Raw genomic sequence first — 19,739 nt, forward strand, 5'->3', positions numbered from 1 at the left:
CCGTGATGGACTCCTGCTGGATAACGATAGGGGCGGCTTTATTTGAAAGATTGAGATTAGATCGCATAGAAGATCGAAGCAGTCCATTTACGAGGAGGAATTTTTATCATGGCTAAAAACGTTCATTTTGATTACAGTAAAGCACTGAGTTTCGTAGGTCAGCACGAAGTCGATTATTTTGCAGAACCGATCAAATTGGCTCACGAGCAACTTCATAACAAAACAGGTGTAGGTTCGGATTACCTCGGCTGGATCGATCTTCCGAAAGCTTACGATAAAGAAGAATTTGCACGTATCAAAAAAGCGGCTGAAAAAATTCAAAGCGACTCCGAAGTACTGATCGTAATTGGGATTGGCGGTTCGTATCTGGGTGCGCGTGCAGCGATCGAAATGTTGACGAACTCGTTCTACAACGTACAAGACAAATCGCAGCGCAAAACCCCGCAAGTCTTTTTCGCAGGGAACAGCATCAGCTCGACCTACCTTGCTCATCTGCTTCAACTGGTAGAAGGCAAAGACTTCTCGGTTAACGTCATCTCCAAATCCGGTACAACAACAGAACCGGCTATTGCTTTCCGTATCTTCCGCGCGGCTCTGGAAAAGAAATACGGCAAAGAAGAAGCTCGCAAACGCATCTATGCAACAACAGACCAAGCTCGCGGCGCTCTGAAAAAATTGTCGACCGAAGAAGGTTACGAATCATTCGTGATTCCTGATGATGTTGGCGGACGTTATTCGGTGCTGACAGCAGTAGGTCTGTTGCCAATCGCAGCAGCGGGTGTTGATATTGATGCTATGATGCAAGGTGCGGCTGACGCTTCGGACGAATTCTCGAACCCGAACGTGGCAGAGAACGAAGCGTATCAATACGCAGCGGTTCGAAACGCGCTGTATCGCAAAGGCAAAGGTACAGAAATCTTGGTAAACTATGAGCCTTCGCTGCACTTCGTATCGGAATGGTGGAAACAACTTTTCGGCGAAAGTGAAGGTAAAGATTTCAAAGGGATCTATCCGTCTTCGGTGGACTTCTCGACTGATTTGCACTCGATGGGTCAATTTATCCAAGAAGGTAGCCGTAACATTTTCGAAACGGTTATCCAAGTGGAAAATGTATCCGAGCAAATCACGATCGAAGAAGACGCAGACGATCTGGACGGTCTGAACTTCCTCGCTGGTAAAACGATGGACTTCGTCAATAAAAAGGCGTTCCAAGGTACAATGCTTGCTCATACCGATGGTCAAGTACCGAACCTGATCGTAAATATCAAAGACTTTAGTCCGTATACATTCGGCTACCTGGTCTACTTCTTCGAAAAAGCTTGCGGCATCAGCGGCTACTTGCTGGGCGTGAACCCATTCGACCAACCGGGCGTTGAAGCATACAAGAAAAACATGTTCGCTTTGCTCGGAAAACCAGGTTTCGAAAAAGAAAAAGCAGAATTGGAATCCCGTTTGTCGGAATAATTCTGACATCAATCTTTACGGAAACGTAAAATCCTGTTTTAATAAGAGAATAACCACCGGTTAATTCGCTAGCCGCGGATAATCGGACCAAACAGAAGAAAGCAGTTCATCCGTAAGCTTTGCGTTTTACGCAATCGCTCAAACGGGGAACTGCTTTCTACTATAAGGAAAGGTTCGAAAACATCTATGTTGGAACGTTACAAGACAGTCAGAACAGAAGGCAATCAAGAAATAGTGATTCGTAAATCGCGTTTTATCGGTCATATCCGACCTGTCGATACCGAAGAAGAAGCGATCGCTTTTATCGACGAAATCAAAAAACTTCATCGCGACGCTACTCATAATTGTTCCGCTTACCTGCTCGGCGAGCGTGATGAAATCCAAAGACAGTCCGACGACGGAGAACCAAGTGGAACCGCCGGTAAACCTATTTTGGAAGTGCTAAAAAATCGGGAGTTAAAAAATGTTGCGGTCGTGGTCACTCGCTATTTCGGAGGGATTATGTTGGGTGCAGGAGGACTGATTCGGGCTTATGCAGACGGAGCGGTAGCTGCGGTGGAATCCGGCGATGAAATTGTGCAGGTGCTACATACGCAAGTATTTATTACAATCGACTATACGTGGCATGGCAAAATAGAAAATGAGCTGCGTGGACGCGATATTCGTACGGGTGAAACCGTTTTTACGGATAAAGTGACGTTGCTGGGTTTACCTTTGTTTGCGGAAGCCGATCGTTTTATTTCTTGGATCACCGATCTGACTCAAGGACAAGCCGAGATCGTGAAAGGAGATCCGGTTTATTACATCGAAGGGGAATAACGACTATGGCGAGAAGAGCAGTAGAGCAGGAACTGTCGCGGGAGCGAATCTTGGAAGCCGCCAGACATTTGTTTATCACCAAAGGATACCGTGCGATTTCGATGCGCAGTATCGGACAACATCTAGGCTACAGCCACGGTTCGCTCTATTATCATTTTAAAGAAAAAGCGGAGCTGTTTTACGCAATCGTCATTGAAGATTTCGGTTATTTATCGAGCTCCTTGAACAGTGTAGTCCATGCTCCAGAAGTTGAAGGATTTACACGTACCGAATTGTTATTGCTGGAATTTATCCGGTTCGGTTTGGATCATCCGCATCAGTACGAAATTATGTTTATGACGCGCGACGAAGAATTACTGGCTTATTGTCGAAACGAACAAGGGCGATGTCTGGATTTATTCGCTTCGATCGTCAGGCAGCATTTGGATCAAAACGGAGTATATAGCGAAGAGTCTTTGAAAAATATTCCACTGAGCCTATTTTTGTCTGTGCATGGTTTTGTTTCGTACTATATTCATGAAAAGTCTTCTTTTGAAGACATACAAGCTGCCGCAATCGCACATGTGCGTATTTTGTGCGCGCCTCTACAGCTGCCTGCTTCACAACACTGAATAAGTACAAGCCAAACGCTTCGATGCGTTGATTTATGGAAGCGAGCGAATTGAAAAAACGTTAACCCTTCAGCTTTTCAAAAAGCTACAAGGGTTAACGTTTTTTTGCATGTATTATAAAGACTTTCGAAGATGTTCGACTTGGGGAATCGTTAAACCTGTAGCCTCAGCTACTCCTTCAGTGCTTAATTGCATTTTTAATAAGCGCCGAGCTGTATCTTCAATACCACGTTGAATTCCTTCGGTAATCCCTTGCTCAATCCCTTTCTGTATGCCTTGCTCAATGCCTTGCTCAATGCCTTGTTGCAAGCCTTGCTTCATGCCATACTTAAATCCAAAAGCTTCCGCATTTTTTGCTGCATTCATCATTGAAGCTTGATCGTGCAAAAACTTTTGCCGAGCTTCATATTCCATACGTAATTCTTTATCTTGACTCAAAAACTCTAACGTATTCATGGCTTTTTTTAATTTTGGCTCGTTCATGGTCAGCACCTCCCAATGAGTATGATCGACACCTTTAAGGAATAATAACCAGTTTGCAAGTCCGCCTTCTTCAAGATCCACAGCATGTTCTTGTAACTTGGGTAATTCTAGAAAATGAATCTCAATATCGTCAGTCAACGGTATACCTGTACGGTCTTCACGCAGATGAAATACACTATGATAAAGTTCGTTCGGCAATAAAGAAAAATTTAGAATATTGATAGTTACACAGCGTTTTAGCGTATCATAAGATTGACCTTCGACCAATTGGCTCCCATATTGTTTACTCCAATAAAACAGTGTTCGCTTTTCCATATCGTATCGGTTAAATAGCTGCATTTCAACATTAATAAGTTCGCCTGCTACCGTTCGCGCTCGAATATCCAAAATGGACTGCTTATCGCTGGGTGAGTCTTTATCTGTATAAGGGTTAAGTAGTAAAATCTCGCTTAAAGGGGGTTGCCCAACTTCAGTAAAAGTACGATTTAGAAAAGCCAATAGAACATCCCGATTTTCTTCGCTTCCAAATATACGTTTGAATAAAAAGTCATTTCGAGGGTCAAGCAACTCCACCATAATCAACTCCGTTTTCTTTTTAATTATAAAAGGAAATCAGAAGAATGAATACAGTTTTAGATATAAAAATGATGCAAATACGCAATAAATTACGTTTTTACATCATTTTAGCTAGAATCTATTTCAACTAACCTTCAATAATCTTCACCTTAAATGTCCGCGTACGAGGGCCATCGAACTCGCAAAAATACACCCCTTGCCAAGTCCCAAGCACTAATTTCCCGCCATCAATCATCATCGTCTGCGACGAACCGCAAGTGATCGCTTTAAGATGTGCCGCTGTGTTGCCTTCCGCATGGCGGTATTTCGGATGTTCCCACGAATACACTTCGTCCAAAATCATCAAAATATCCCGCTTTACATCCGGGTCCGCATTTTCGTTAATCGCAATCCCAGCCGTCGTATGCGGACAATACACCATCACAATCCCTTCTTTAATCCCACTTTTCTGCACCAATTCTTTCACGTGCCCCGTAATATCCACAATCTCATCCCGACGCGAAGTAGACAATTCCACAGTATGCAACATACCATCTCCTCCTTTTATCTTTATCATTAACTCTCTTCACAAATCTATATCTTATCCCAACTTCACATTTTATCGCAGCAGCAGCTCTCTATGTTCTTATATTACCCTTCACCCACCACATTGCCCAGCCGCGAGCGTGTTTCGAACCGAAGCGCCTTTGCTCTTTCCCCTTACCTACATCTTTTATTCCAATCAAAAGGGGAAAGGACAACGAAGCGCAGGTCGAAACACGCTCGCGGCGCCCCCAATGCTCCCCCCTTTCTCCCATTTCGAAAAAAAGAAGATTGACGCTCACCTCCAACCCTGATACATTATGCAGTAAGTTAAACCGACTAGACTAATAGGAATAATGAAAAAGGGCGACCTTTTTTAAAATGGAGGAAGATCCGGTGCAAACGTCATGGCTACGTCACAAAGGGTGGACCTATGGATTTCGGACAACGGTATTGCTTTATTTTGTAGTTTTAATTGTGCTTCCGATTACCGGTGTTTATGTGTATGCGTTTAGCGAAGGGTGGACGCCTTTTTGGGAAAGTATCTCGGATCCAATCGCTTGGAAAGCCGTATTGCTAACCCTCAAGCTTGCGCTGATCGCGACGGTAATCAACGTGTTGATCGGGACCATGATCGCTTGGGTTTTAGTGCGTTACCGCTTTGTGGGAAGAACGATTCTGAACAGTCTGGTCGATCTGCCTTTTGCTTTACCGACCGCGGTAGGCGGGCTGATGATCTTGCTGCTGCTTGGTCCAAATAGTTGGATCGGCGGTCTTGCCGAACGTCTTGGCTTCGATATCGTATTTCACCAGCCGGCAATCGTTATCGCGATGGTATTCGTGACGTTTCCTTTTGTCATTCGCGCGATTCAACCGCTACTTGAAGAAATGGACGGTTCGGCAGAAGAAGCTTCTTATACACTGGGCGCTTCTCGTTCCACAACTTTTTTCAAAGTCATTTTGCCGCAAATTACACCGGGAATCGCCGGAGGCGCGATGTTGGCTTTTTCCCGAGCTTTAGCGGAGTTTGGAGCTGTCGTATTGGTAGCAGGCAACATTCCGGCAAAAACGCTGACCGCGTCCGTTTTTATTTACGGGGAGGTTGAAAGTGACAACAACCTGGGAGCGGCTGCGGTTTCTGTATTGTTGCTGACGTTATCGCTGCTGATTTTATGGATCATCAACCGAGTACAGCGCCGCGGAAGGAGGGAATAATCAATGAAAAAGTTATGGATTATTCTCACGTATATCGTGTTCGCTGTGCTGCTGATTGCTCCTTTGGTCAAAATGACGCAAAGCGCTTTTTCCGGCGGATGGTCAGGCTTTGTCGAATCGATCAGTCGCCCGGAAGCGCTGCATGCTTTGATGATGACCGGCTTAGTCGTGTTATGCGTAACGATCCTTAACGGGATATTCGGTATTATGACGGCGTTATATCTTGTCCGAGGCAAATGGCTGAATCGCAGATTACGCAGTGTAATGAACAGTATTGTCGATCTGCCTTATGCGGTTTCTCCTGTGATCGGTGGACTAATGATCGTATTGTTGGTCGGTCCCGATACAGCGCTTGGCGCTTTTTTTGCAAAACTCGGGCTGAATATCGTATACGCGTTTCCGGGGATGGTCATTGCGACTTTATTCGTGACGTTTCCTCTAATGGTGCGGGAGATTATGCCGGTACTCGAAGAAATCGGTGACGACCAAGAGCAAGCTTCGGCAACACTCGGCGCTTATGGATGGACAACGTTCCGGCGCGTCACTTGGCCTTCGATTCGTTGGGGCGTCGCGTATGGAGCGGTACTCACGATTGCGCGTTCGATGGGCGAATTTGGAGCCGTACTCGTCGTATCCGGTAATATTATCAATCGCACGCAGACCGCTACAACCCTTGTCTATCAAGACGTGGAAAACTTTAATATTGCAGCGGCTGGCGGAATTGCATTGATCTTGGCGGCTTTCTCGGCGGCATTGCTGCTGCTCATGGAATGGACGAAAAAAAGAAGGGAAGTGCATTGACATGCAGCATGTGGAAGTACGCGGCTTAGATAAGCATTTCGGTAATTTTCATGCCGTCAAAGACGTCTCGTTCGATATTCAAAAAGGGCATCTGATCGGTTTGCTCGGTCCAAGCGGCGGCGGCAAAACGTCCATACTACGGATGCTTGCCGGGCTGGAAAGCCCGGATCAAGGCGAAATCAGATTCCACGGAAAATCCGTGAACAAATTGCCGCCGCAAGAGCGGGGCATCGGCTTTGTTTTTCAAAATTACGCGTTATTTAAGCATATGACTGTTTTCGAAAATATTGCCTATGGATTAAAAGTCCAAAAAACGCCGAAAGCGAGAATCCATGAGCGAGTTACCGAATTGGTTGAGTTAACGGGGCTAAAAGGATTCGAGCAACGTTATCCGCAGCAATTGTCCGGAGGGCAGCGTCAACGCGTCGCTTTTGCCCGCGCGCTTGCGCCCGAACCCCAACTTCTTTTGCTCGATGAACCATTTGCGGCGATCGACGCGAAAATCCGGCAAGAATTGCGGATCTGGTTACGTGAACTGATTGAGCGTGTAGGCATTACTTCTATTTTTGTGACGCATGACCAAGAAGAAGCGATCGAAGTTGCCGACGAAATTATGGTCATCAGTCAAGGGAAAGTCGAGCAAAAAGGTACGCCGTGGGATATTTACAAACAACCTGCGACGCCTTTCGTAGCATCTTTTATCGGAGAATCGACGCAAGTCGAGCACGCTGCTCGTTTACACGGATTTGATCGCGCCGCGGAAAGACCAGGCACCAAAGCGCTGATCCGTCCCGAATATATCGAAGTTGGGCGTCCGAACGAATTCCCGTTATTGTCGGCTACCGAAGAAGGAGTCGTCAATCATCTGCATTTTCGCGGCAATCAATGGTTGGTTGAAGTGCAGGTGGGCGACCAGAAGCTGATTACGTACCGGTCTTTGGAAAAAGAACCGTTGCAAGTCGGCGATCCCGTTCGAGTGATGGTACACCGTGCTTATCTATATAACGAAGAAAAAAGTTGGATAGCCGAAAACCGATTCAAACTCGATCCGATGTCGATGATGATCTAATGACGAGCAATATCACAAAAAAACGAGGGTGTGAAAACCGTGAAAGATAAGGATCAACGCAAACGTAGTGCATCTACTATTCAAAGATCCAAACGTCTGTTGTCGCTAGGTATGGTGCTATCGCTCATGGCTTCCTTGTTTGCAGGATGTTCGTCGTCAGCAGATCAAGCCGAAGCTAGCGGAGGAACTGCGCCGCAAGGTGATGTGACGCTGGTAATCGGTGCTTATAGCGTCGTCAAAGATTCGGTGCAAGATATCATTCCGTTATTTCAGAAAAAGTGGAAAGAAGAAACCGGCCAAACGGTGACTTTTCAAGAATCGTATGAAGCTTCCGGTACGCAAGCTCGCGCTATCGTCGGAGGGTTCGAAGCTGATGTGGCACTGCTGTCATTAGAAGGCGATATCGATAAGCTGACGAAAGCTGAACTAGTCAACAAAGATTGGAAAGATAAGCCGGATGGCGGTATGATTACGACTTCGGTTGCGGTAATCGGAACGCGTGAAAGAAATCCGCTGGGGATTCGAAGTTTTGCGGATTTAGCGAAACCGGGAGTCAAAGTGTTATATCCGAATCCGAAAACGTCCGGCGGTGCACAATGGGATATTAATGCGATCTATGGAGCAGGTCTCAAAGAATCTGAACGTGAAGAAGGCAAAAAAGACCCAGCATTTGCGAAAGCTTTTTTAGAATCGGTTCATGCCAATATCGAATCTTTGGATAAAAGCGGTCGTGCTTCGATGGCGGCTTTTGAATACGGGGTAGGCGATGCGTTGGTCACGTATGAAAATGAACTAGTCGCACGGATCAAAAAAGGCGCCAAATACGAAGTCGTCGTACCGGACGATACGATTCTGATCGAAAATCCGGCGGCGGTCGTAGATCGTAATGTAGATAAGCACGGGACGCGAGAAGTTGCCGAAGCTTTTCTTGATTTTTTGTGGTCGCAGCAAGCTCAAGAAGTGTTTGCGGAAAATGGATTCCGTCCGACCAATCCTGAAGTGTACGCGAAGTTTGAAAAAGATTATCCGGTACCCTCAGGATTATTCGATATTGAGTATTTGGGTGGATGGGGAGAAGTACGCGATACGCTTTATTCGAAGCGCGGGATCTGGTATCAGGTATTGGCGGGAATTTGAGATGCTGGGGCGAGGGCGAGGGAATTTCGACTTTCGCTCTAGCTCGTTTTCCTTGCGGAAAGCCGAAAGTCGCTCAATTCGAAATTCCCTCGCCTGCGTCGCATCGTCGTGGGGAAGGTAGGGGAGGGGGAAAAGATTTAAAAAATTCAAAGATTAAAGATTAAAGATTAGGGATGAAAAGATAAGAGATGGAAAGATAAGAGATGGAAAGATAATATATAAAAGATGAGATTATGAGAAACGTTGGGTGGCGGGGACGCGGGCTAGCGTTTTTTTGCGTTAGAGAAGGTAGGGAAATGGGGTATAGTTTATAGAGAGGAAGCAAGGGAGTCATTTTGAGGAAGTTTAATAGGATGGAACGATGGAAGGGGAAGAATGGTGGAAGATCGGGTTGTGTTTTGGGGGACAGGGGATGCGATGGGGGTTCCTCGGGTATATTGTGAATGTGAAGTTTGCCAAGAAGCACGGGATACCGGAGTGAATCGGAGGTTGCGGTCGCTGGTATCGGTAGAAGGTGAGTTTGGACGTTTTTTGATAGATTGCGGACCGGATTGGCGAGTGCAGATGGAAGCGCAAAAGATTCGTACGGTCGATACGATCTTGGTGACGCACGCGCATTTCGATCACATCGGCGGATTGCCGGAATGGGCAGATCAGTGTCGATGGACAGGGATGCAAGGTATATTGTATGCGCCTGGCGAAGTGCTGGACGCGATCATAGATCGTTATCCGTGGTTGGAGCGCAACATTGAGCTTCGAAAAGTAGAGCCGGATCTGGTGCTTGGCGGCTGGTCGATTTTCAGTTGGAGGGTCAATCATGGAAAGAACGGGTATTCGTATGCATATAGGCTTAAAAAAGATAATTTCTGCTGGGTATATTGTTCCGACTCGATCGGATTGTCCGACAACGAGCTTGCGCCGATGAAAAACACGGATTTATTGATTTTAGGTACGAGCTTCGTACAAGAAGATGCACCGTATGAGACGCGTTCGGTATACGATATGCGCGAAGCGGCAGAACTTTTGCCTAAAATCAATCCAGCACGCACGGTGTATACGCATATGTCGCACGACGTCGATCTGAACAAATTGCCCGATCTGCCTATAGCAGTATCTACGGCACGAACAGGAATGATTGAACGATTAACACGGTAACCAATCAAAAATTTTTTCAAATATGGAGGGATTTATGATGAGCGAATATCATGACGAAAAAAACAAAAAACACACGTCCGACCCACTGGATGGACGAGTTGATCCAACGTTGGATGAAGCTACAAATCTGCGGGATGACGGTACGATGGAGCCGCGAGACGTCGAAAAAGAAAAATCGGTAGACGAACGCGCCGATATGCACGAAGGGAATCAGATCGGTCAAGTCGATCCACGTATGAAAGAAGCGGCAGCCGAGTTCAAAAAAGAACATGAGAACGAATAAAGATAACGATGCGGTCAAACATAATCTTGTGTTTGGCTTACCTACAAATGAAAGCGATTTATGGATCGAGCAAGCTTGGCAAGAATCATCGCATAAAGTACATCAGTTACACCAACGAGTCGGTGCTTCGTTTCCGCATGTCGTGCAAGATGGCATGTATCAATCGGAGTCGCCGCAGTGGTGGACAGCCGGATTTTACCCGGGTATCTTGCATCTGGTAGGGCGAGAGTCGGGTGATCCAGAGCTACGCCAATCGGCAAACGAATGCGAAATTCGGTTGGAGCAAGTGCTTGGCGATCCCGAGCAGGTCGATCATGATTTGGGGTTTATCTGGCTGCTGACAGGAGTGGCTACGTATAAGCAATATGGAGAGCAAGATTCGAGACGTCGAAGTCTGTTGGCTGCTAATCTTCTCGCGGCGAGGTATAACGAATCCGGTGCTTTTATTCGAGCTTGGAATTTCGAAAGTGCGCATATGGATACGCGCGGCGTAGCGATTATCGATTGCATGATGAATCTGCCGCTACTGTATTGGGCTTCGGAAGAAACAGGCGATCCGCGTTTTGCGCATATTGCGAACCGTCATGCCCATACTGTGCTAAAGCATTTTATTCGATCTGGTTACTCAGTATGCCACACCGTTGAATTTGATCCTGAAACCGGCGAAATGCTTACCGAGCATGGAGGTCAGGGCTTTGCTAAAGGATCAGCTTGGGCACGGGGGACATCCTGGGCTTTGCATGGATTTGCATTGGCTTACGGTTACACCGGTCATGCCGCGTATTTGCAAGCTGCCGAAGGCATAGCCGATTTCTTTTTAGCATCGCTTGGGGAAGAAATTGTACCGGTCTGGGATTTTCGAGCGACCGAACCGCATCGCGGGGCAAAAGATTCTTCGGCAACAGCGATTGCCGCGAGCGGGCTACTGGAATTAGCCAAACATTCGTCTCGGGGAGATTTTTACCGCCAAGAAGCGTCCCGTCTACTTCACGGATTACATGTTCATTTTAGCGCGCCAGCAGACGAAGAAGGATTGGTGATCTTGGGTACCGTGCATTATCCCGAGCGTCGATCTTTGAATGTACCGATTATTTACGGCGATTATTTTTTCTTGGAAGGTCTAGCAAAATTGCGAGGATATTCAGGATTATTTTGAACATGAGAAAGGGGAGGAAAGGTTATGTGGTTATTGAACCCTGCCGAAGCGTTTCCCGATCCATTGTTTCGTTTAATTTGGATAGCTGAACTACTTGTGTTGCTTGCGCTTCTGGCTGCGGCTATGCGATTTTCGCGCCGAGCTTGGATAAGCTGCGGGATTTTATTGGGAATTGGATTGCTCGCTACCTTGCCCGGCTTGATTTACCAATGGTTGAACCCCGACTATATCGGAGCTTTGATTGATATTCCGCTGTTATTTATGTTCCCGCTTATGGGCGTCACCGTCATATGGACGATCATCGCTTGGGCGCTTCGTTTAACCGGACGGAAATGGACGAAAAAAGTCCCGTTTCCGAATAAAGACTAAGCAGCAAAAAGCCCGAAAGCGATAAGCTTCGGGCTTTTCGTGATGAGTTTCAATTACGTATTCAATACAAATTTATCGATGACCACTTTCACGCCATCTTCGTTGTTACTGGTCGAAATGTAATCCGCAATCGCTTTGAGCGGTTCAATCGCATTGCCCATCGCTACGCCAAGACCTGCCGCTTCCAACATCTCGTGATCGTTCCACGAATCGCCGACTGCGATACATTCTTCAAGCGTACAACCGAAGTAATCCGCCAAAAATGCCAAAGCATGACCTTTCGTTCCTTCATGGTGCATGATTTCAAGGAAATGAGGCTTCGACTTCGTGATATGCACTTGATCGCCAAGCAATTCATGCAGCTTAGGAGCCAATTCATCCAAAAAGTCAGGATCATCAATAATCAACATTTTCGGAGTCGGCTGCGAGAACAACTTTTCGAAATCCGGTTCCAAATAATATTGAGTATTGTTCAGTTCCGCGTAAGCGACCAACTTGTCGTTTTTCTCGCGCGCATACAATTTGTCGTCGATATACGTTTGCAGATGCAGATTGTTTTCCAAGCAGTATTTGCCGAGTTTCAAAGCCGCTTCAACCGGAACATGACGTTCGAGCAGCACTTTACCGTCGAGCAAGTTTTTGACCAAAGCTCCTTGATACGTGATGATCGGGACGTTAAGGCCGGTTTGCGCAGCCAATTGTTTGGCGGAAGCATAAGCGCGTCCAGTTGCCAGCGTAACTACGACTCCAGCTTCAACCGCTTGTTCCAATGCTTTTTGCGTAGCCGGCGTAACTTGTTTGTCGTCGTTAATCAAAGTGTCGTCGATATCGATTGCGATTAATTTGTAAGTCATGATTTCTCTCCTGTCTTGTCTATCTCTTTTTTATATTTAGTCTTTCAAAAATACCAGATTAATAAAGTCTTCCGTTTCGATATTGCCAAAGTAATGTTTCAAATTCACGCCTTCGAGCGCAGCGCGAATATCCGATTCTTCGTAACGTTTGCCTTTAAGCATAGCCGCTACTTCGGACGCATCGCCAACGCCGAAAAAGTCGCCGAAAATCGTCATCTCTTCGATACGCCCGTCTTTGACATCCATACGCAGATCGATAATGCCGACGGGTAGTTTTTTAGCATGTTTAACGTTGTAAGCAGGAGACTGACCATAGTTCCAATCCCAATTGCGGTAACGTTCTTCCGAAATTTCGTGGATTTTTTTCCAGTCTTCTTCGGTCAATACGTACTGAGGCACTTCGCTTGGTTCAACTTTGAAAATATGACGCAAAATATTGTCTTTGAATTGCTCCAGCGACAGTTTCTCGTTCATAAATTCGGAGATGTTGGCTACGCGGCTGCGGACAGACTTCGTGCTTTTCGATTTGAACTTTTCCGGATTTGCTTTGAGAGCCGAATGTACGTTGTCGAGTTCGGAATCGAACATCAGCGTACCGTGACTGAACATGCGTCCACGCGTCGAAAATTGGGCATTGCCCGAGATTTTCTTTTCGCCCACTTGCAAGTCGTTACGACCGGACAACTCTGCGGCTACGCCAAGATCGCGCAGCGCTTCGGTCATCGGTTCGGTGAACTTACGGAAGTTGTGGAACGATTGCCCGTCGTCTTGCGTCAAAAAGCTGAAATTCAGATTGCCAAGATCGTGATAGACCGCACCGCCACCGGATAATCGACGCACCACATGAAGCCCGTTGGCTTCAACGTATTCCGCATTGATTTCTTCGACCGTATTTTGATGCTTGCCGATAATGATCGACGGTTCGTTGATATAAAAAAGCAGATAACTTTCGCCATCCATCGGCAAATGACGGAGAACAAATTCTTCAATAGCCAAATTGATCCGTGGATCGTGAATGCCTTGATTGTCGATAAAAAGCATGAGGAAGCCTCCTGTTTTATACAAAATAAAAAACGTTCGAAATTGCGTGAGATTCGCCTTTATCATTGTAAACCATATAAATCGCGGAAGACCAGTATTCGTGAAAAGATTGTGGGAAACGATCGCGATTTTGGCATTTATCGTTTCAAATTGACTCATACGTGTAATACATAACTATCTTCATTCAACACCAATACGCGATGGACGCTTCAAGCGGACAGCGAAGAGGAGGTTGCATCAAAGATGGATGAAAAAGCGAAAGCTATGTTAGATCAGAAGAAAGACAGTCAACACAGTGGAAAGTTGAAGGATTTCGTAGAGAATCAGGTCGAAGGTTCAGGCAAATCAGTGCCGGAAGGCATTGAAGCGACGAAAGACCAGATGCAAGATCAGCAAAACAGACTGAAAGATACTCAAAATATGCGGAAATAGTTTCATGGAGCGGACACGCGAATTCTGTTAAACCCGAAAAACCGTTTTGCGGCACTCGAAGTGAAGAGTGGGCAAAACGGTTTTTATTTGCGTGTTCAAGTGGTTGTGTGCTTTTGAACATTCCTCTATAATTCGGGAAGCAAGGTTCGCATCGAAGAACCTTTACGATTTCTATACATGTACAGCTGTTGAGGTGTGAAGTTCGCACAAAGATCAACGCGATTTCACTTAAAAGGGAAGCCGGTGCAAATCCGGCACGGTCCCGCCACTGTAACAAAGGTAGAATCGATATCGCCATTGTACGTAAACTTTCGTATGAGAAGGCAGATTCTATACGATCTAAAGGTTATTTTAATGACCTAGATCGACCTTTGAGTCAGGAGACCTGCCTTACAGCTCCGTTGCTGGTTCAGTTCTTCGCGGAAAGAACGCTCTATGCACGTACGCTCACTTACAGTTCCCAGACTTTTTTCAAAAAAGCAGGAGCTTTATTGACGTGCGTCCATATCGAAGCTCTTTTTGCAGGCTGTTGCCGGTAAAGGGCTTTTTTTCGTTTCGATTGGCGGGGACAGACGCTGACTCTGACGCAAAATCTACAGTACCCGAAATCGAATCAAAAGGAGGAATTTACCCTATGAACGTGTACAAGGTTGAGAAAAAGACTACCGAAGTAAAAACATCGAGTTCGATTGATTCCCGTTATGCAGGCAAATGGAGTCGTCCGATTTTGACGGGAGCTGCCGCATTATTATTGACGCTTAGCCTTGCGGCTTGTGGTCAAGCACAGACAGCGGAAGCGCCGAAGCCAGCTAATCAGGCGACGACGCAAACAGCGCCTGCATCCGAGAATGCGCAGTCTTCTAATGAAGTGGCGAAAACCGTATATCCATTGACGTTAAAAGATGCGACAGATACAGAAGTGACGTTTGACGCGGCACCTACGAAAATTATTTCTTTAGCGCCTTCTGAGACCGAAGCTTTGTTTGCACTCGGCTTAGATGAGCAGATTGTCGGCGTAACCGAAAATGACGATTATCCAGAAGCCGCAAAAAGCAAACCGAAAATGGGCGGTTTTGAATTAGATACGGAAGCGATCGTTGCGGCTCAACCCGATATTGTATTTGTCGCGGACGTAACCGATGATGCAACGGTCGAATCATTGCGCGGCTTAGGGTTAAAGGTATTTAAGTTCAATCCGGATACTCTCGAAGATGTGATAAACGATATGGATGCCTATGGCGAGATCACAGATCATCAAGCTCAGGCAACAGAGGTTACAGACAAGATGCGTGCCGATATTGAACAAGTGAGTCAAGCCGCATCCAAGATCGATGAAGCAGACCGCAAAAATGTCTATTTGGAATTTTCACCGGGCTGGACAGTCGGCAAAGGCGAATTCATGGATGAGTTAATCCGTATGTCCGGTGCAAAAAATGCCGCAGCGGATACAACGGGTTGGAACGAAGTGAATTCGGAGCAAATCATTAAGCAGAATCCGGATGTGATTTTGTATAGCGAACTTTCGGTTGATCCGAAAAGTATCGAAGACCGAAGCGGTTGGTCAAATATCGCAGCTGTCAAAAATCATCAGCTATTTGCGATCGAAGACAATCTGGTGAGTCGCCCGGGTCCACGCTTGACGGAAGGATTGGTTGAAGTCTTCAAAGCCATCTATCCGGATCAGCTACAATGATTCGCAAGTTAGGCGGGTACGGCGCGATTGGCATTTTGTTGCTGCTGATCAGTCTTATTTTGACGCTGCGAATTGGATCGGTTGATTTGTCTGCTGGCAAAATCTTTTCGATCCTTATGCACCACATCCCGTGGATCGGGCAAGGTTTCCCGCAATTTTGGGACAGTGGAGAAGCTCAAATTGTATTAAAGGTCAGACTGCCGCGTATTATACTTGCCGCGTTGGTTGGAGCGGCACTTGCTGTCGCTGGAGCGGCGTTTCAGGGCGTACTGCGTAATCCGCTCGCTGATCCTTTTACATTAGGCGTATCTTCGGGTTCCTCATTAGGCGCCGCTTTGATCATATTTTTCGGTTTGCGAACCGCGTGGATTGGGCAATGGACATTGCCTTTGACCGCTTTTGTGACTGGTGCGCTTACGCTTATTCTTGTATTAATGTTAGCTCGGGATCGAGGGAAACTGCCGATTTATGGTCTTTTGCTGGCAGGCGTCGTGATGCAGTCTTTTCTCGGAGCGGTCGTTACGTTTCTGTCGGCTTTGTCCGATCGTCCAGTGAATGAAATTTTATTTTGGACAATGGGGAGCTTGAATCTTCGGGGGTGGAGTTATTCCGTTATTTTGCTTCCTTATGTGTGTATTGGCGGGTTGATTCTGTGGTCCTACGCCGGAGCGATGAATATATTTGCTTTGGGCGAAAAACGTGCAGGGCAATTAGGGCTACATACGGAGCGTACGAAGATGATTGTATTACTCGTAGCCACACTGATCACAGCGGCGGCGGTCTCCGTCTCCGGCGTAATCGGATTTGTCGGCTTGATCGTACCCCATATGCTTCGATTGATTGTCGGCTCGGATTATCGCTTGCTGATCCCACTATCTGCTTTAGGCGGGGCTTTGTTTCTCATGTGGGCGGATACATTGGCACGTGCGCTGTTGGGTGGAGTCGAAATTCCGCTCGGCGTCGTGACTGCTTTTGCAGGAGCGCCATTTTTTGCTTGGTTATTACAGCGTAGTAAACGTGGAAAAGGAGGAGGGAGTTCATGGAGTGGTTGAAGAAAAAGAGAAAGCAACAGCCAAGTCAACCACAACCGACCGAACACTCTCCTGCGTTACAACTTCTTGCCGCGTCTTGCCGCTACGAAGAACATCAAGCGCTTTATCCGCTGGATTGGACCGTCCAACCTCAAGAATTTTGGGTTGTGCTTGGACCGAATGGAAGCGGCAAATCGAGTTTGCTGGATTTAATCTCAGGTACGACATCTGCTTCAAGTGGAAGTATTCATATCAACGGTCGCCCTTTTCAACATTACGGACGTCGTGAATTGGCACAGTCTTTGGCGGTATTGCCCCAAGAAGGATTGCCGCCACTTGGGATTACGGTTCAAGACGCGCTGGAAATGGGACGATTCCCTTATCGAGATCCTTTCGGACGCGAGCCTGATCCTCAATCCGCAAATGTATTGCTTGCCCGTATTGCGCAGCGGCTTTCTTTGACTGATCTATTAGATCGTCGGTTAGACGAATTGAGCGGGGGACAGCGTCAGCGCGTAGCGCTGGGGCAAGTGATGGCACAACAGCCGTCGATTCTGCTCTTGGATGAACCGACAGCGTATTTGGATATTCATTATCAGCTGGATTTGATGGAATGGGTGCAAGAATGGCGAGCTGAAGGGAATTTGACTGTGATTGCGGTGCTACATGATGTGAATTTGGCAGCTCAATACGCCGAATACTTATTGCTGCTTCGAGGTGGCAAAGTGGTTGCGCAAGGAACACCGCAGCAAGTATTGACTGCGGATATCGTTGGCGCATTATACGATATACAACCTCCAACTGTGATTCATCATGAAACGATTGCAGTCCCGCAAATGTTATTTCGAGCAAGCCCTGATGAAGATTCAAAATCTTGAGTTGTCGTAAAAAGGTTGTCGTAAAAAAGTCTGAATACAAAAGAGCCGAGGCAATATGCCCCGGCTTTTTTGGTATAAATTAAATTTTAAAGCGTCTAACCGTTTCTTCCAATTCATCGGCTTGGCGAGTTAATTCGCCGACGGTACGTGCATAACTTTCCATTTCTTCGACTTGACGTGCGCTGCCTTCGGATACATCGACAACGCGCATTTGTACACGTTCGGTAATCCGAGCGGTTTCTTCGACAGAAGCACTCACTTGCTCACTGCCTGCCGATACCTGCTGGGTCGAAGCCGATACTTCTTGTACCGACTGATTGAATTGTTGCATCAAGCTCATCAGTTCGTCAAAAGCGCTTCCCGCACTACGTACGGCTTCTGCACCCGACATAATTTCGTGATGCACCGATCCGATTGCGTTAACCGAACGTTCGGAGTTTTCACGCAAAGCGGATAATGACAGCTCGATTTGACCGGTTGCGACGCGCGATTGATCGGAAAGTTTGCGGACTTCATCAGCAACAACCGCAAAGCCTTTGCCATGTTCGCCAGCTCTTGCAGCTTCGATCGAAGCGTTTAACGACAACATCTGAATTTGTTTGGAAATGCTGGTGATCGATTCCAGGACTTTGGTGATTTCATCCGAACGCGAACCCATCGATTCGATATACGAACGAGCTTCTACGGTGATTTCTTGAACGCGGTTCATCTGACCCACCGCTTGTTGAGCTAGCGTATTACCGGATATCGCTTGCTGCGAAGCTCGGGTGATCTGTTCGTTGACTTCTGCCGCCGATTCCGCAATATGCTGAATCCCTCCGCTAATCTCTTCCATTGCTTTGGCGTTTTCAGCAGCGCTGGTTGCAACGGTTTCGCTATTTTGAGCGATTTCAACAGCGGATGAAGACGTCTTGCCGCCGATTTCGTAAAGCAAGCCAATGCCGCGCGACAATTCAAGCGAATCGTTTTTGACTCGATCTGTCGCTTCAAGCACTTGACCGATCATTTGGCGAAGGTTGCTGGTCATCTGCTGAAATGCCGAAGACAACTGACTAATTTCGTCGCGACCTTTAACTTCGATATTTTGCTGCAAATCGCCTTCAGCGATCAGACGCGCATGTCGCACCAATCGGCTAAGGGGTTTCGTCATTTGACGGCTAACCATCGCAGCAACCAGAGCGCCGACTATGATCACGACGACGGTGATTGCGATACTCGTCCATAAGATCGCTTGAGTAACTGTGGTTACGAAATTCGCATCCATCGTTCCCGCTACAAGCAGCGTACTTCCGGATACGCCTTGATAACCTTCGATTTGAGCATTGTTGTTTGTTCGATTCAAAGGCGTTACGAACGTTTCTTTTGTATTTTTCAATGCTTGTTGCATCTGTGGGTTAATCGGTAATTTGTCTCCGGCTTTGATGATCGCGCCTTGATTGGCAAGAACCACGGTCGCTTCTTCGCCTTGGACATTGATCAGATAAACGTTTTCGAGACGGAACTCCTTAGCAGAATCATTGAGGTAAGTCTGCATTTTCATCGACGCAACAGCATTCGCTTTTGCAGTCATGCTGGCTTGGGTCGGATCGACGCCGCCTTGGATTTCGGTCACGCTCAGATCAATCGTTTTACTAAACTCCGGTACGATTCGAGTGTGCAAAGCATTATTGAAAATGACAAAAAAACTTCCGCATAACAGCAAACTCACGATAAGAATAATGGCACCTGACATAAAAATGATTTTGTGACTGATCGATCGGTTTAACATAATGGGCTCCCCTTTCAATATAAACAGCCAAACGTGATTCTGAACGCGGTTCTACAGGCGAACATTCGAACGAAACCGGGTACTACTTATTATGTACGAAAAGGGGACCGGGTATTTAAGTTCAGAACGATACCATGCACAATAGGACCAAAGAATTGAAAAAAGTAGGTCTAACGCTCTTAAAACCAGATTAACTGTTTTATATCATACATGAATGTAGCCAAATTTGACCATATTTATGTAAGGTCTTTTTACGAATTCTCAAATTTTTCTTTTTTTATTGAAAATGCCCTAAAAAATGATATCAAAATTAAGTCTATGAAAATGATCGGAATAATGGTACTATAGATCACGAATTTGGAAAACTTCCACCAAACAGAAG

At 46.4% G+C, this 19,739-nt stretch carries 20 protein-coding genes and 1 riboswitch; of the genes, 15 read left to right on the forward strand and 5 right to left on the reverse strand.

What is annotated here, in order from left to right; translation table 11 throughout:
- Positions 1-108 precede the first annotated feature (108 nt).
- The 3 genes from NOM90_RS07955 (at position 109) to NOM90_RS07965 (ending at position 2,894) form a co-directional block, all read left to right on the forward strand.
- On the forward strand, positions 109-1,464 hold the full coding sequence (locus tag NOM90_RS07955) for a glucose-6-phosphate isomerase (RefSeq protein WP_255941183.1): 1,356 nt from the start codon (positions 109-111) through the stop codon (positions 1,462-1,464).
- A 186-nt stretch (positions 1,465-1,650) separates the two neighbouring features.
- Entirely contained in the window at positions 1,651-2,283 is a 633-nt protein-coding gene (locus NOM90_RS07960) for a YigZ family protein (RefSeq protein WP_255941184.1), read from the forward strand.
- A 5-nt stretch (positions 2,284-2,288) separates the two neighbouring features.
- Positions 2,289-2,894: a TetR/AcrR family transcriptional regulator gene (locus NOM90_RS07965; RefSeq protein ID WP_255941185.1), complete on the forward strand. Its 606-nt coding sequence runs from the start codon at positions 2,289-2,291 to the stop codon at positions 2,892-2,894.
- A gap of 114 nt (positions 2,895-3,008) precedes the next feature.
- Here the strand turns inward: NOM90_RS07965 and NOM90_RS07970 are convergent, their stop codons facing one another.
- On the reverse strand, positions 3,009-3,953 hold the full coding sequence (locus NOM90_RS07970) for an Rpn family recombination-promoting nuclease/putative transposase (RefSeq protein ID WP_255941186.1): 945 nt from the start codon (positions 3,951-3,953) through the stop codon (positions 3,009-3,011).
- A gap of 127 nt (positions 3,954-4,080) precedes the next feature.
- Positions 4,081-4,482, reverse strand: coding sequence for a secondary thiamine-phosphate synthase enzyme YjbQ (locus tag NOM90_RS07975; RefSeq protein ID WP_255941187.1), 402 nt, complete (start codon positions 4,480-4,482; stop codon positions 4,081-4,083).
- Positions 4,483-4,856: 374 nt separating this feature from the next.
- Here NOM90_RS07975 and cysT point away from each other — a divergent pair, with 374 nt between their 5' ends.
- The 8 genes from cysT (at position 4,857) to NOM90_RS08015 (ending at position 11,660) form a co-directional block, all read left to right on the forward strand.
- A complete protein-coding gene (gene cysT, locus NOM90_RS07980) occupies positions 4,857-5,690 on the forward strand; it encodes a sulfate ABC transporter permease subunit CysT (RefSeq protein ID WP_255941188.1) in 834 nt (277 codons plus the stop codon).
- Positions 5,691-5,693: 3 nt separating this feature from the next.
- Entirely contained in the window at positions 5,694-6,491 is a 798-nt protein-coding gene (locus tag NOM90_RS07985) for a sulfate ABC transporter permease subunit (protein WP_255941190.1), read from the forward strand.
- 1 nt (position 6,492) lies between these two features.
- Positions 6,493-7,560: a sulfate/molybdate ABC transporter ATP-binding protein gene (locus NOM90_RS07990; protein WP_255941192.1), complete on the forward strand. Its 1,068-nt coding sequence runs from the start codon at positions 6,493-6,495 to the stop codon at positions 7,558-7,560.
- A 111-nt stretch (positions 7,561-7,671) separates the two neighbouring features.
- Complete coding sequence (locus NOM90_RS07995; protein WP_255941853.1) at positions 7,672-8,697, forward strand: sulfate ABC transporter substrate-binding protein; 1,026 nt, start codon at positions 7,672-7,674, stop codon at positions 8,695-8,697.
- Positions 8,698-9,072: 375 nt separating this feature from the next.
- Entirely contained in the window at positions 9,073-9,852 is a 780-nt protein-coding gene (locus tag NOM90_RS08000; RefSeq protein ID WP_255941193.1) for an MBL fold metallo-hydrolase, read from the forward strand.
- A 37-nt stretch (positions 9,853-9,889) separates the two neighbouring features.
- The gene (locus NOM90_RS08005) at positions 9,890-10,135 is read left to right on the forward strand and encodes a hypothetical protein (RefSeq protein WP_255941194.1); all 246 of its coding nucleotides are present in this window, start codon (positions 9,890-9,892) and stop codon (positions 10,133-10,135) included.
- Positions 10,122-11,291: a glycoside hydrolase family 88 protein gene (locus NOM90_RS08010; protein ID WP_255941195.1), complete on the forward strand. Its 1,170-nt coding sequence runs from the start codon at positions 10,122-10,124 to the stop codon at positions 11,289-11,291. The genes NOM90_RS08005 and NOM90_RS08010 overlap by 14 nt, the downstream gene beginning before the upstream one ends.
- Before the next feature lie 24 nt (positions 11,292-11,315).
- Complete coding sequence (locus tag NOM90_RS08015; protein ID WP_255941196.1) at positions 11,316-11,660, forward strand: hypothetical protein; 345 nt, start codon at positions 11,316-11,318, stop codon at positions 11,658-11,660.
- A gap of 53 nt (positions 11,661-11,713) precedes the next feature.
- Here NOM90_RS08015 and NOM90_RS08020 read toward each other — a convergent pair whose 3' ends face one another.
- Both NOM90_RS08020 and lplA read right to left on the reverse strand, forming a co-directional pair.
- Positions 11,714-12,514, reverse strand: coding sequence for a Cof-type HAD-IIB family hydrolase (locus tag NOM90_RS08020; protein WP_255941198.1), 801 nt, complete (start codon positions 12,512-12,514; stop codon positions 11,714-11,716).
- A gap of 36 nt (positions 12,515-12,550) precedes the next feature.
- Positions 12,551-13,555 carry a lipoate--protein ligase gene (lplA, locus tag NOM90_RS08025; protein ID WP_255941200.1) on the reverse strand — a complete coding sequence of 335 codons (1,005 nt, stop codon included), beginning with the start codon at positions 13,553-13,555 and terminating at the stop codon, positions 12,551-12,553.
- A gap of 243 nt (positions 13,556-13,798) precedes the next feature.
- Between lplA and NOM90_RS08030 the strand changes: the two genes are divergently transcribed.
- The 4 genes from NOM90_RS08030 to NOM90_RS08045 all read left to right on the forward strand — a co-directional run bounded on the left by NOM90_RS08030 (position 13,799) and on the right by NOM90_RS08045 (position 17,589).
- Positions 13,799-13,987 (forward strand): hypothetical protein, encoded by a 189-nt coding sequence (locus NOM90_RS08030; RefSeq protein WP_255941202.1) that lies wholly within the window; start codon positions 13,799-13,801, stop codon positions 13,985-13,987.
- 174 nt (positions 13,988-14,161) lie between these two features.
- Positions 14,162-14,393: riboswitch (cobalamin riboswitch) on the forward strand.
- Positions 14,394-14,621: 228 nt separating this feature from the next.
- Positions 14,622-15,680 carry an ABC transporter substrate-binding protein gene (locus tag NOM90_RS08035; protein ID WP_255941204.1) on the forward strand — a complete coding sequence of 353 codons (1,059 nt, stop codon included), beginning with the start codon at positions 14,622-14,624 and terminating at the stop codon, positions 15,678-15,680.
- On the forward strand, positions 15,677-16,732 hold the full coding sequence (locus tag NOM90_RS08040) for a FecCD family ABC transporter permease (protein WP_255941206.1): 1,056 nt from the start codon (positions 15,677-15,679) through the stop codon (positions 16,730-16,732). The genes NOM90_RS08035 and NOM90_RS08040 overlap by 4 nt, the downstream gene beginning before the upstream one ends.
- Entirely contained in the window at positions 16,720-17,589 is an 870-nt protein-coding gene (locus NOM90_RS08045) for an ABC transporter ATP-binding protein (protein ID WP_255941208.1), read from the forward strand. Before NOM90_RS08040 ends, NOM90_RS08045 begins: the two co-directional genes overlap by 13 nt.
- 79 nt (positions 17,590-17,668) lie before the next feature.
- On the opposite strand, the gene NOM90_RS08050 is transcribed toward NOM90_RS08045, so the two are convergent.
- The gene (locus NOM90_RS08050; RefSeq protein ID WP_255941209.1) at positions 17,669-19,357 is read right to left on the reverse strand and encodes a methyl-accepting chemotaxis protein; all 1,689 of its coding nucleotides are present in this window, start codon (positions 19,355-19,357) and stop codon (positions 17,669-17,671) included.
- Between the last annotated feature and the right edge of the window lie 382 nt (positions 19,358-19,739).

Source organism: Saccharibacillus sp. JS10, from assembly GCF_024436065.1.
Classification (GTDB): domain Bacteria; phylum Bacillota; class Bacilli; order Paenibacillales; family Paenibacillaceae; genus Saccharibacillus.

What these genes read in the sequence shown, in the direction of transcription:
- NOM90_RS07955 (WP_255941183.1), top strand. Translation starts at nt 109, where the DNA reads ATGGCTAAAAACGTTCATTTTGATTACAGTAAAGCACTGAGTTTCGTA.
- NOM90_RS07960 (WP_255941184.1), top strand. Translation starts at nt 1,651, where the DNA reads ATGTTGGAACGTTACAAGACAGTCAGAACAGAAGGCAATCAAGAAATA.
- NOM90_RS07965 (WP_255941185.1), top strand. Translation starts at nt 2,289, where the DNA reads ATGGCGAGAAGAGCAGTAGAGCAGGAACTGTCGCGGGAGCGAATCTTG.
- NOM90_RS07970 (WP_255941186.1), bottom strand. Translation starts at nt 3,953, where the DNA reads ATGGTGGAGTTGCTTGACCCTCGAAATGACTTTTTATTCAAACGTATA.
- NOM90_RS07975 (WP_255941187.1), bottom strand. Translation starts at nt 4,482, where the DNA reads ATGTTGCATACTGTGGAATTGTCTACTTCGCGTCGGGATGAGATTGTG.
- cysT (WP_255941188.1), top strand. Translation starts at nt 4,857, where the DNA reads ATGGAGGAAGATCCGGTGCAAACGTCATGGCTACGTCACAAAGGGTGG.
- NOM90_RS07985 (WP_255941190.1), top strand. Translation starts at nt 5,694, where the DNA reads ATGAAAAAGTTATGGATTATTCTCACGTATATCGTGTTCGCTGTGCTG.
- NOM90_RS07990 (WP_255941192.1), top strand. Translation starts at nt 6,493, where the DNA reads ATGCAGCATGTGGAAGTACGCGGCTTAGATAAGCATTTCGGTAATTTT.
- NOM90_RS07995 (WP_255941853.1), top strand. Translation starts at nt 7,672, where the DNA reads ATGGTGCTATCGCTCATGGCTTCCTTGTTTGCAGGATGTTCGTCGTCA.
- NOM90_RS08000 (WP_255941193.1), top strand. Translation starts at nt 9,073, where the DNA reads ATGGTGGAAGATCGGGTTGTGTTTTGGGGGACAGGGGATGCGATGGGG.
- NOM90_RS08005 (WP_255941194.1), top strand. Translation starts at nt 9,890, where the DNA reads ATGAGCGAATATCATGACGAAAAAAACAAAAAACACACGTCCGACCCA.
- NOM90_RS08010 (WP_255941195.1), top strand. Translation starts at nt 10,122, where the DNA reads ATGAGAACGAATAAAGATAACGATGCGGTCAAACATAATCTTGTGTTT.
- NOM90_RS08015 (WP_255941196.1), top strand. Translation starts at nt 11,316, where the DNA reads ATGTGGTTATTGAACCCTGCCGAAGCGTTTCCCGATCCATTGTTTCGT.
- NOM90_RS08020 (WP_255941198.1), bottom strand. Translation starts at nt 12,514, where the DNA reads ATGACTTACAAATTAATCGCAATCGATATCGACGACACTTTGATTAAC.
- lplA (WP_255941200.1), bottom strand. Translation starts at nt 13,555, where the DNA reads ATGCTTTTTATCGACAATCAAGGCATTCACGATCCACGGATCAATTTG.
- NOM90_RS08030 (WP_255941202.1), top strand. Translation starts at nt 13,799, where the DNA reads ATGGATGAAAAAGCGAAAGCTATGTTAGATCAGAAGAAAGACAGTCAA.
- NOM90_RS08035 (WP_255941204.1), top strand. Translation starts at nt 14,622, where the DNA reads ATGAACGTGTACAAGGTTGAGAAAAAGACTACCGAAGTAAAAACATCG.
- NOM90_RS08040 (WP_255941206.1), top strand. Translation starts at nt 15,677, where the DNA reads ATGATTCGCAAGTTAGGCGGGTACGGCGCGATTGGCATTTTGTTGCTG.
- NOM90_RS08045 (WP_255941208.1), top strand. Translation starts at nt 16,720, where the DNA reads ATGGAGTGGTTGAAGAAAAAGAGAAAGCAACAGCCAAGTCAACCACAA.
- NOM90_RS08050 (WP_255941209.1), bottom strand. Translation starts at nt 19,357, where the DNA reads ATGTTAAACCGATCGATCAGTCACAAAATCATTTTTATGTCAGGTGCC.